Annotated in this window: 10 protein-coding genes; 5 read left to right on the top strand and 5 right to left on the bottom strand. The window is 71.9% G+C overall.

Annotated features, from left to right (window positions below; genetic code table 11):
- The first annotated feature begins 126 nt into the window (after positions 1-126).
- The 3 genes from AC2CJA_RS18555 to AC2CJA_RS18545 all read left to right on the top strand — a co-directional run bounded on the left by AC2CJA_RS18555 (position 127) and on the right by AC2CJA_RS18545 (position 2,972).
- A complete protein-coding gene (locus AC2CJA_RS18555) occupies positions 127-1,074 on the top strand; it encodes a 1-aminocyclopropane-1-carboxylate deaminase/D-cysteine desulfhydrase (protein WP_484603820.1) in 948 nt (315 codons plus the stop codon).
- Positions 1,075-1,560: 486 nt separating this feature from the next.
- Entirely contained in the window at positions 1,561-1,974 is a 414-nt protein-coding gene (locus tag AC2CJA_RS18550; protein WP_093847771.1) for an ATP-binding protein, read from the top strand.
- Positions 1,863-2,972 (top strand): RNA polymerase sigma factor SigF, encoded by a 1,110-nt coding sequence (locus tag AC2CJA_RS18545; RefSeq protein WP_484603822.1) that lies wholly within the window; start codon positions 1,863-1,865, stop codon positions 2,970-2,972. The genes AC2CJA_RS18550 and AC2CJA_RS18545 overlap by 112 nt, the downstream gene beginning before the upstream one ends.
- 72 nt (positions 2,973-3,044) lie before the next feature.
- Here AC2CJA_RS18545 and AC2CJA_RS18540 read toward each other — a convergent pair whose 3' ends face one another.
- Positions 3,045-3,494: a hypothetical protein gene (locus tag AC2CJA_RS18540; protein ID WP_484603819.1), complete on the bottom strand. Its 450-nt coding sequence runs from the start codon at positions 3,492-3,494 to the stop codon at positions 3,045-3,047.
- Positions 3,495-3,579: 85 nt separating this feature from the next.
- Between AC2CJA_RS18540 and AC2CJA_RS18535 the strand changes: the two genes are divergently transcribed.
- Both AC2CJA_RS18535 and AC2CJA_RS18530 read left to right on the top strand, forming a co-directional pair.
- Positions 3,580-4,548: a diacylglycerol/lipid kinase family protein gene (locus AC2CJA_RS18535; protein WP_484603818.1), complete on the top strand. Its 969-nt coding sequence runs from the start codon at positions 3,580-3,582 to the stop codon at positions 4,546-4,548.
- Between the two features lie 316 nt (positions 4,549-4,864).
- Positions 4,865-5,122, top strand: coding sequence for a WhiB family transcriptional regulator (locus tag AC2CJA_RS18530; protein WP_028427873.1), 258 nt, complete (start codon positions 4,865-4,867; stop codon positions 5,120-5,122).
- Between the two features lie 174 nt (positions 5,123-5,296).
- Here AC2CJA_RS18530 and AC2CJA_RS18525 read toward each other — a convergent pair whose 3' ends face one another.
- The 4 genes from AC2CJA_RS18525 to AC2CJA_RS18510 form a co-directional block, all read right to left on the bottom strand.
- Entirely contained in the window at positions 5,297-6,781 is a 1,485-nt protein-coding gene (locus AC2CJA_RS18525; protein WP_484603817.1) for a sensor histidine kinase, read from the bottom strand.
- A gap of 449 nt (positions 6,782-7,230) precedes the next feature.
- Positions 7,231-8,772, bottom strand: a complete 1,542-nt coding sequence (locus AC2CJA_RS18520) for a glycoside hydrolase family 3 protein (RefSeq protein ID WP_484603816.1) — start codon at positions 8,770-8,772, stop codon at positions 7,231-7,233.
- Positions 8,773-8,782: 10 nt separating this feature from the next.
- Positions 8,783-9,616: a carbohydrate ABC transporter permease gene (locus AC2CJA_RS18515; protein WP_484603821.1), complete on the bottom strand. Its 834-nt coding sequence runs from the start codon at positions 9,614-9,616 to the stop codon at positions 8,783-8,785.
- A 71-nt stretch (positions 9,617-9,687) separates the two neighbouring features.
- On the bottom strand, positions 9,688-10,683 hold the full coding sequence (locus AC2CJA_RS18510) for a carbohydrate ABC transporter permease (protein WP_484603815.1): 996 nt from the start codon (positions 10,681-10,683) through the stop codon (positions 9,688-9,690).
- Between the last annotated feature and the right edge of the window lie 89 nt (positions 10,684-10,772).

Here is a 10,772-nt window from a genome sequence, read left to right as displayed (position 1 = left end):
GAACCCGGCGGGGGGCGGCGGGCGCCGGGGGCCCCGCCCCCGCCCCCCCGGCCCCCCCCCACGGACGTATCCGCGCGTCCGGTCGACCGGTGACACGCGGTGCCACGCCGACGGGACAATGGCGGGGTGAGCAGCACACCGCTTCCCCCGCCCGTCCCCCGGGAGGCCCCGGCGTCCCGAACGCCCCCGGTGACCTTGGAGTCCCTCGCCCCGCGCCTGCCCTCCCCCCTGACCGAGGCCGAGGACGAGCGCTTCTCGCGCCACGGGGTCCGGCTGCTGCTCAAGCGCGACGACCTGGTCCACCCGGACCTCGTCGGCAACAAGTGGCGCAAGCTCGCGCCCAACCTGCGCGCCGCCGCGCGAACCGGCGAACGCACGCTGCTGACGTTCGGCGGGGCCTACTCCAACCATCTGCGCGCCACGGCCGCCGCCGGGCGTCTGCTGGGTCTGTCGACGATCGGGGTCGTGCGGGGCGAGGAACTCGCCGGCCGGCCCCTCAACGACTCCCTGGCCCGCTGCGCCGCCGACGGCATGCGGTTGCACTTCGTGACGCGGGCGGACTACCGCCGCAGGAACGACCCGGAGTGGACGGCCACGCTGCGCGACCGCTTCGGTCCGTTCCGCCTCATACCGGAGGGCGGCAGCAACGCCGAGGCCGTGCGGGGCGCCGCGGAACTGGGCCGTGAGCTGCGCGGCGCGGCGGACGTGGTGGCCGTCGCCTGCGGTACGGGCGGCACCCTCGCCGGGCTTGCCGCGGGGCTCGCCGACGGGCAGCGCGCGATCGGCTTCGCCGCCCTGCGGGGCGGCTTCCTCGCCGGGGAGGTGGAGCGGCTCCAGCGGGCCGCCTTCGGCGGGCGCCGCGGCACCTGGAGGGTGGAGGACCGCTTCCACTGCGGCGGTTTCGCCCGCACCACCGGCGCGCTGGAGTCCTTCGCCCGGGAGTTCGCCGCCCGGCACGAGCTGCCGGACCTGGACCGCGTGTACGTCGCCAAGATGCTGTACGGCCTGGCGGCCCTGGCCGGCGAGGGTGCCTTCCCCCGGGGGACGGCGGTGGCCGCCGTGGTCACCGGCTAGCCTCCCCTTCCCCGCACGATCCGGCTGGGAGCCGCCGGCCGAACTCGCGCGCGTCCGCGCCGGGCGGGGTTACGAACACTCCCGGTGATGGGTACTGAACTGGAGCGGGCCCTCTCCCCGGCTTCCGCGGGCCGCCCGGCGGGCCCGCTCACGGGGGCGCCGGATCCTCGCGGCCGGACGCGCGCCGGAGGGAGTCCGGGGCGCCGGGAACAACCGGCGGCTCCGAAGCGCTGTGAACGCAGCGTGACCGGAAAGGAATTGGGCACCACAGACCCCTAGCCACGTACAGTGCCCATATGTTTACTATGGGTGACGACCGCAGGAAGGGTGCCCCTCTCGGCCCGGGCGACAGCATGCCCCGGATCGCGATAGCGTCGCAGTCGAACGATCTGCCTCGCCCGTGCGTTGACCTGTTGCCCCGTTACGGCAGGGTCGCCGGACGGGCGTACACGGCAGCTACCAGCTCGTGCCACCTTGGAGGTGAGGGTGTCCCAGATCGCAGGCGAGCCCGGGACGCAGGACTTCGTCGAGGTCCGGCTGCCCGCCGCGGGCGCCTACCTTTCGGTTCTGCGTACCGCCACCGCCGGTCTCGCGGCCCGCTTGGACTTCACCCTCGACGAGATCGAGGATCTGCGCATCGCCGTCGACGAGGCGTGCGCCATCCTGCTCCAGCAAGCGGTCCCCGGCAGTGTGCTGAGCTGCGTCTTCAATCTCGTCGGGGACTCTCTGTGGGTGACGGTCTCGGCACCCACCACGGACGGCCGCGCCCCCGAGCGCGACACCTTCGCCTGGACGGTGCTCTCCGCGCTGGCGGGCGAGGTCGACTCGGCCGTGGCCGAGGACCGCACGGTCAGCATCAGCCTGCACAAGAAGCGCGGCGCCGGCCCAGGGGCGCCGTGACCGGCACACACGGGCCGGTACGGGACAAGGGGGTCGGTGTGAACGACCTGGAGAGCGAAACGCGGACGGGCCGCCACGACAAGGCGGCGGGCCCGGTCATCCCCGAGCAGCACGCCCGGCCCCATCCGGTCGAGCCTGATCAGCGGGCGGAGCGGGCGGATGCCATGGAGGACCGGCAACACGACATGCACGAGGACGAAGGGGCCGGCGGGAAGGTCGCCTACGTGCACCACCAGCCGAATCCCCGGGACCGCAGTGGCGCACGGGACCTGTTCGTCAGGCTGCGCGGCCTCCCGGCGGGTTCCCCGGAGCGCGCCGAGCTGCGCGACTCGCTGGTACGGATGCACCTGCCGCTGGTGGAGCATCTGGCGCGGCGCTTCCGCAACCGCGGTGAGCCGCTGGACGACCTGACGCAGGTCGCCACGATCGGCCTGATCAAGTCGGTGGACCGCTTCGACCCGGAGCGCGGCGTGGAGTTCTCCACCTATGCCACCCCCACGGTCGTCGGCGAGATCAAGCGGCACTTCCGCGACAAGGGCTGGGCGGTGCGGGTGCCCCGCAGGCTCCAGGAGCTGCGGCTGTCCCTGACCACGGCCACCGCCGAGCTGTCCCAGCAGCACGGCCGCGCCCCGACCGTCCACGAACTGGCCGAGCGCCTGTCGATCTCCGAGGAGGAGGTGCTGGAGGGCCTGGAGTCGGCGAACGCCTACAGCACTCTCTCCCTGGACGTCCCGGACACCGACGACGAGTCCCCGGCCGTCGCGGACACCCTGGGCGCGGAGGACGACGCTTTGGAGGGCGTGGAGTACCGGGAGTCGCTCAAACCGCTGCTGGAGGAGCTGCCGCCGCGCGAGAAGAAGATCCTGCTGCTGCGCTTCTTCGGCAACATGACCCAGTCGCAGATCGCCCAGGAGGTCGGCATCTCCCAGATGCACGTATCGCGGCTGCTGGCCCGCACCCTGGCCCAGCTGCGCGACCGGCTGCTGATCGAGGAGTAACCGGGGAGCCGGGGAGGTGGCCGGAAGCGGCGAGGAACTCAGGCTCCTCCGGCAGGGCGCGTGCCGGTCCGGTCAGGCGTCCCGGGATTCGCGCGGGGCGATGCCCAGCGCTCCGGCCGCCGTCGGGCTCATCAGACAGCCGAGCACGGCCAGCGCGGTGAGCGCGATGAGAGCTCCGGCCGCGAGCCACGCGCCGCCGTTCTGCGCCATCTGCCAGCCCACCGGAAGCGCCATCAGCTGGACGATCACCGCCGGTCCGCGACTCCACCGGCGCCGCAGCCACAGCCCGCGCGCGGCGGCCAGCGGCAGCACGGCCAGCGCCAGCACGGTCGCGGCTCCGGTGAGGGCCTGCACCGTGTCGTCGGCCCGGCTGCCGGTCAGCAGCAGGACCAGCATGGTCACCCCCAGGCCGGCGACCACCACTGCCTGGGCCGCCACCACGGCGGCCGCGGCGGTGATCCGTCCGGACCGGGGGGCGTCGGGGGTGCGGGGGGCGTCGGCGGAGGATGCGTCCGTGGTCACATCGCCAGGGTAGCGGGACCTGCCGGAACACCGCCCGGACCGGGCCGCCCGTCTCGGCCGCGAACGGCTGGGTACGCTGCACACCATGCGCGCGCTCCTCGTGGTCAACCCGGCAGCCACCACCACCAGTGCCCGCACCCGAGACGTCCTCATCCACGCCCTGGCGAGCGACCTCAAGCTGGAGGTCGCCACCACCGAGTACCGGGGGCACGCGCGCGATCTGGGGCGGCAGGCGGTCCAGCGCGGGGAGATCGAGCTGGTCATCGTGCTCGGGGGTGACGGCACGGTCAACGAGGTCGTCAACGGGCTGCTGTACGACGGCCCCGCTCCCGACGCCCTTCCCCGTCTCTCGGTCGTGCCGGGCGGTTCGACCAACGTCTTCGCCCGCGCCCTGGGGCTGCCCAACGACGCGGTGGAGGCCACGGGCGCGCTGCTGGACGCGCTGAAATCCGGCGGCGAACGCACGGTGGGCCTGGGCCTGGCCGCCGGCACGCCGGGGACGGACGACGCGGAGGTACCGCCCCGGTGGTTCACCTTCTGCGCGGGCCTCGGCTTCGACGCGGGCGTGGTGGGCCGGGTCGAACAGAAGCGCGAGGGCGGCAGGCGCTCGACGCACGCCCTCTACGTGCGCCAGGTGGTGCGGCAGTTCCTGGGCGACCCCTACCGCCGCCACGGGACGATCACCCTGCGGCGGCCCGGCGAGGAGCCGGTGGAGGAGCTGGCGCTGTCCATAGTCTGCAACACCGCGCCCTGGACCTACCTGGGCAACCGCCCGGTGTACGCGGCCCCCCGCGCCTCCTTCGACACCGCCCTCGACGTGCTCGGACTGACCCGGCTCACCCCCTCCGCCGTGACCCGCTACGGCACCCAGCTGCTGGCCTCCTCGCCCTCGCGCGGCCCACGCGGCAAGCACGTCGTCTCGCTTCACGATCTCACCGACTTCACCTTGGAATCGCAGGTGCCACTGCCATTTCAGATGGACGGTGACCACCTGGGGCTGCGTACGAGCGTCACGTTCACAGGCGTACGCCGTGCACTGCGTGTGATTGTGTAAGTGGACATGGTGAAAGTCCTTTCACTCGAACGTTTAGACCAGGTTCCACCCCCTGGAAGTACGGCTGTGACCTACTTGACACCAAGGAATCAAAAAAAACTTTCCGGAGGGGGTTGTATCCGCAGCCGAGGTTTGCGAGTCTCTTCATGGCGATCGGGACGGTCGACGCCGACCCCCTTGAGAGCCCCGAATCCACCTCCTCATCCCTCGGGACACTCCCGGCGAAGCCGGGCGCTGACCCTTCCCTTGTGGAGGGATTCGTGAAAGCGTTCACATTCACAAGCAATTACCGCAACGCGTAGGAGATGGAGCAGCCATGGACTGGCGTCACAACGCCGTTTGCCGCGAGGAAGACCCCGAGCTCTTCTTCCCGATCGGCAACACCGGTCCTGCGCTGCTGCAGATCGAGGAAGCCAAGGCCGTCTGCCGCCGCTGCCCCGTGATGGAGCAGTGCCTGCAGTGGGCCCTGGAGTCCGGCCAGGACTCCGGTGTCTGGGGTGGCCTCAGTGAGGACGAGCGCCGCGCGATGAAGCGCCGCGCCGCCCGTAACCGGGCGCGCAAGGCCACTGCCTGACGCCCACCCCGCCACCTGCTGCCCCCGAGCCGCAGCGCGCAGTGCCCACAGTGCGCACCGCAACGACGGCACCGAGCCCCGGACCGTACTCACGGTCCGGGGCTCGGTGCCGTACGGGTGCTGTGCGGGTACGGGAGGCGGGACTCGGTCTCGTACCGGGACCGGTCACCGGGGTCAGTGCCTCTCCGGCTCCACGGGGATGTCCAGGACCACCCGGGTACCGCCGCCGGGAGCCGGGAGCATGTCGAAGCCTCCCTCCAACTCCCCCTCCACCAGCGTCCGCACGATCTGCAGTCCCAGGTTCCCAGCGGTGCGCACGTCGAAGTCTTGCGGCAGACCGCGCCCGTCGTCCTGCACCGTGACCAGCAGTCTCCCCTCCCCGCGGCCGGCGACCGCGCCGCGGACGGCCGTGACCTCGACGGTGCCCCGCTCCCCCGGCCGGAAACCGTGCTCCAGGGCGTTCTGCAGCACCTCTGTGAGCACCATGGACAGCGGGGTGGCCACCTCGGCCGCCAGTACGCCGAAGCGGCCCGTACGCCGCCCGGTGACCATGCCCGGGGAGATCTCGGCGACCATCGCCAGCACCCGGTCGGCTATCTCGTCGAACTCCACCCGCTCGTCGAGCGTCTGGGAGAGCGTCTCGTGGACGATCGCGATCGAACCGACCCGGCGGACGGCCTCCTCCAGCGCCTCCCGCGCGGTGCCGCCGGTGCCCGCGCCGATCCGCCGGGCCTGGAGCCTCAGCAGGGCGGCGACGGTCTGCAGGTTGTTCTTCACCCGGTGGTGGATCTCCCGGATGGTGGCGTCCTTGGTGATCAGTTCCCGCTCCCTGCGGCGCAGTTCGGTGACGTCGCGCAGCAGGATGAGCGAACCGATCCGCACCCCCTTGGGTTTGAGCGGGATGGCCCGCAGCTGCACGACGCAGCCGTTGCCCTCGATCTCGGTCTCGCGCGGCGCCCAGCCGCTGGCGAGCTTGACCAGCGACTCGTCCACCGGGCCGCGGGAGGGCGCCAGTTCGGCGGTGGCCTGGCCCAGGTGCAGACCGACCAGATCGGCGGCCAGGCCCAGCCGGTGGTAGGCGGAGAGCGCGTTGGGGCTGGCGTACTGGACGACGCCGTCGGCGCCGAGCCGGATCAGTCCGTCACCGACCCGCGGGGAGGCGTCCATGTCGACCTGCTGATCGGGAAAGGGAAACGATCCCGCCGCGATCATCTGGGCCAGGTCCGAGGCGCTCTGCAGATAGGTCAGCTCCAGCCGGCTGGGTGTGCGCACCGTCAGCAGGTTGGTGTTGCGGGCGATGACGCCCAGGACGCGGCCCTCGCGGCGCACGGGGATGGACTCCACCCGCACCGGCACCTCCTCGCGCCACTCGGGGTCGCCCTCGCGGACGATCCTGCCCTCGTCCAGGGCGGCGTCCAGCAGCGGCCGGCGCCCTCTGGGCACGAGGTGGCCGACCATGTCGTCCTGGTAGGAGGTGGGGCCGGTGTTGGGGCGCATCTGCGCCACGGAGACGTAGCGCGTGCCGTCCCGGGTCGGGACCCACAGCACCAGGTCGGCGAAGGAGAGGTCGGACAGCAGCTGCCACTCGGAGACCAGCAGGTGCAGCCACTCAAGGTCGGAGTCGCCGAGGGCGGTGTGCTGGTGTACGAGGTCGTTCATGGAGGGCACGGTGTGAGCCTAACCGGCGACGGATCCTGTCGTACGTCTGTGCATACGCGCCGTCGTGCGCAAGAATTGACGGCAGCCGCCACCGGCGAACCGCTGGTGCCTTCAAGGCGTGGACACGGGTCTGTGGCCCAGTCCACAATGGCGGCGGACTTCCGCCCTCCCCGCACAGGAGGGCGGAGCGAGACCGGGCGCTCTCTGCCCTGACTGCGCCGGGTCTCCGATCGCTCCGGGCTGCGGTGCCGGACGGGTTGAGGGTCCCGTCCCGGCGCCGCGGCCCGCGGGTGTTCCAGGGCCCCTCGGAGAGCTCCCGCCACAGGCCCACCCACGGCCCACGTCCCACCGCCCTGTCAGCTCGTGTACGGAAGACGAACACGCCGACGGCCGGGCCGCGGAGTCGGGGAGGCGCGAGCCCGGTCGTTCCGGGGAGTGGCCGGCAGGGTTCAGCCGCCGGTTCCCCGGCCCGCGACGACCTCCGCGGCCGCCCGTCCGCAGACGCGGGCTGCGCCGTGTGTCGCGATGTGGAGCGCCCCGGAGGGCGGCGCCTGGGGCAGGCCCATCTCGACCACGACGGTGTCCGGCCGGGCGGCGAGCAGGGCGTCCAGCGCGTCCGCCATCCAGGGGTGCCGGTGGACGTCGCGCACCACCGCGACGATCCTGCGGCCGGCCGCCTCCTCCAGCACCTGTGCGACCGGTCCGCCCTGCCCCGCCCGTTCGGCCCGCTCGCGGCCCCAGGAGCCGGTCGTGGTGCCCGGGAGCAGTTCCGCCAGTTCGGCGGCGAGCCCCCAGGGGGTCTCGTCGCCGACGGCGATGTTGGCCACGGGGGTGAAGGCGGCGACGTACGGCGGCCCGGTCAGGGGGGTGTGGTCCTGCCGGACGGTGATCCTCAGCGCGCGGCGGGCGGCCTCCAGGCCGACCTGGGGACCGGAGGGCTCCGTCTCCCCGGCGCGGGCGGACGCCTCGGCGGCCCAGCGGGCCAGGGAGCGGACCCGGTCGGCGGCGTCGGCGAGCCGCTCCTCGGGCAGTTCGCCCTCGACCACGGCGCGCACCAGGGCGTCGCGCAGACGCAGCACGGTCTCCTCGCCGGCCAGGCCTCCGCCGACGCAGAGGGCGTCCGCGCCCGCGGCGACGGCCAGCACGCTTCCGCGCTCGATGCCGTAGGTCCCCGCGATGGCCCGCATCTCCATGCCGTCCGTGACGATCAGGCCCTCGAAGCCGAGTCCGCCCTCGCTCCGGGGCGCGCGCAGCAGGCCGGTCAGGGCGGCCGGGCTGAGCGTCCCCGGGAACACCGGGTCCAGGGCGGGCAGCAGGATGTGCGCGCTCATCACGCACTTGCTGCCCGCGGCGACCGCCGCCCGGAACGGGACGAGCTCGCGCTCCGCGAGGGTGGCCAGGTCGGCGTCGATGCGAGGCAGGGCGTGGTGGGAGTCCACGCTGGTGTCGCCGTGCCCGGGGAAGTGCTTGGTGCAGGCGGCGACTCCGGCGGACTGCAGCCCCTCGACCCAGGCGGCGGTGTGCCGGGCCACCAGGTCCGGCGTGGAGCCGAAGGAGCGGACGCCGATGACCGGGTTGTCCGGGTTGGAGTTGACGTCGGCCGAGGGCGCCCAGTTGAGGTTGACCCCGCACTCGGCGAGCCCGCGCCCCAGTTCGCGGGCGACGGCGCGGGTCAGTGCGGTGTCGTCGACCGTGCCCAGGGCGTGGTTGCCCGGGAAGGACGACCCCGTGCGCGCCTCCAGCCGGGTGACGTCGCCGCCCTCCTCGTCGATGGCCACCAGCACGTCGGGGCGGACACCGCGCAGCTGGGCGGTGAGCGCGGCCAGCTGCGCGGGGGATGTGATGTTGCGGCCGAACAGGCCCACCGCGGCGAGCCCCTCGTCCAGCTGCCGCAGCAGCCAGTCGGGCGCGGTGGTGCCGGTGAAACCGGGCTGGAGCACGGCCAGGGCGTTGCGGACCAGGGTGCCGGTGGTGCCGGTGAGAGTCGTCATGGGAGTGACGTCATCCCTTCACTGCGCCGGAGGTGAGCCCCGCCGCCATCTTCTTCTGGACGATCATGAAGAAGGTCACGACGGGGATGGAGATGAGGACCGAGGCGGCCATCAGCGCGCCGTAGTCCGTGCCGCGGTCGGTGGTGAAGTTCATCAGCCACACGTTGAGCGTGTACTTCTCGTTGTCCTGCAGGAGGATGTACGCGAACAGGTACTCGTTCCAGGCGGTGATGAGGGCGAAGATGGACGCCGCGGCCAGCCCCGGGGCGACCAGCGGGAAGATGACCCGCCAGAACGCGCCCATCCGGGTGCAGCCGTCCACCATCGCGGACTCCTCCAGCTCCTTGGGCACGTTGATCACGAAGCCGCGGATCATCCAGGTGGTGAAGGGCAGCACGGACACCAGGTAGACGATGATCACGCCCCAGTACTCGTTGAGCGCGCCTATGTTGTTGAGCTGGATGTAGATGGGGATGAGCATCGCCGTGGGCGGCAGCAGCTGCACCAGGATGAGAATCGTCATGAACGGCTTGCGGCCGTAGAAGTCGAAACGCCCGATGGCGAAGGCGGCGATGGTCCCGATCAGCATGGCGCCGGCGACCGAGGTGACGCAGATGATCAGGCTGCTCTGGATCGCGGTCCAGAAGTTCGGGGCCTCGGTGGCTCGGACGAAGTTGTCGACGGTGAACGAGCTGGGCCACAGCGTCTGGTCGTAGCTGCGGATCTCGTGGTTCGGCCGGAAGGCGCTGACGAGAAGCCAGTAGACCGGGAAGGCCATCACCACGAAGATGCCCAGCCCCACCAGGTTGTAGGCCAGGCGGTGCTTCTTGCGGTCGGGGCGCAGCTCGTAGACGCCCGTACTGCCGGTGGCGGCCTCGGGTGCCTTGGCGGGCGCGGTTGAGGTTACGGAGGTGCTCACTCGACCTCTCCTGTCTTCATGAGCTGACGCAGGTAGTACACGGCCACACCGGAGAGCAGCAGCACGGTGATGAGGGCGATGGCGGTGCCCTGGCTGAACGAGGCGCTGTCGAACGCCTTGCTGAACGAGTACAGGCCCAGCAGCTCGTACTCGGGTTCCGGCTTGTTGCCGCGCATCAGGAAGATCTGGCCGAAGACGTTGAAGTCCCAGATCACCGAGAGGGTGGCCACCATCTGGAAGACCGGCTTGATCACCGGGAAGGTGACGTTGCGGAAGACCCCGATCACTCCGGCGCCGTCGAGCTGCGCGGCCTCCTCCAGTTCCCTGGGCACCTGGGTGAGCGCGGCGTAGAGGGTGACCACCACGAACGGGATCGCTCCCCAGACCACCACCGCACCGATGACGGTGAATCCCTGCCAGGGGTTGAGGAACCAGTTGTGGCCCTGGAAGTCCAGACCGGGGATCTTGCTCAGCACGCTGTTGACCACGCCGTAGTCGGAGTCGGAGAGCCACCGGAAGATCGAGGTCGCCACCAGCAGTGGCATCGACCAGGCCGCGATCAGGGCGCCGGTGAGCAGCAGCCGCACCCAGGTGGACAGCCGCTGCATCAGCAGGGCGGTCAGCAGTCCCAGCCCCATGGTCGCCACCACACAGACGACCATGAAGAGCACGGTACGGAAGGCGACCCACCAGAACTCCGGGTCGCCCAGGATGTTGGTGAACTGCTCGAACCCCACCCACGGCGGAGTGGTGCCGCCCCACAGGTGCGCGCGGCGCATGTCCTGGAAGGACATGATCACGGTCTCGACCAGCGGATAGCCGAAGACCGCGCCGATCGCCACGATCGCCGGAGCGATCAGCAGGTACGGCAGCTTGGGGCGCGGTTTCCGGCTGGGGCGCACCACGCCCCCTGACGGCCCGGGGGCGGCCTTCCCCGGCTTCTGCGGTGGGGCCGCCGGCGGGTCGGCGGCTTTGGTGTCGGCGGCGGTCACGGTGCTGGCCTTCCGTTCGTTCTCTTCACCGAAGGGGCGCGGGGGGGGGGGGGGGGGCGCTGCTGGGCGAGCCCCGCCCCGCCCGCGGC

The sequence above is a fragment of the Streptomyces sp. ATLC9 genome, from assembly GCF_057196705.1.
The sequence above is the reverse complement of the archived record's forward strand: the minus strand, read 5'-3'. Positions and strand labels throughout refer to the sequence as shown.

Bases quoted from the DNA above. Each gene is read 5' to 3' on its own strand.
- AC2CJA_RS18530 (WP_028427873.1), top strand. From the start codon at position 4,865: ATGGACTGGCGTCACAACGCCGTTTGCCGCGAGGAAGACCCCGAGCTC.
- AC2CJA_RS18535 (WP_484603818.1), top strand. From the start codon at position 3,580: ATGCGCGCGCTCCTCGTGGTCAACCCGGCAGCCACCACCACCAGTGCC.
- AC2CJA_RS18520 (WP_484603816.1), bottom strand. From the start codon at position 8,772: ATGACGACTCTCACCGGCACCACCGGCACCCTGGTCCGCAACGCCCTG.
- AC2CJA_RS18525 (WP_484603817.1), bottom strand. From the start codon at position 6,781: ATGAACGACCTCGTACACCAGCACACCGCCCTCGGCGACTCCGACCTT.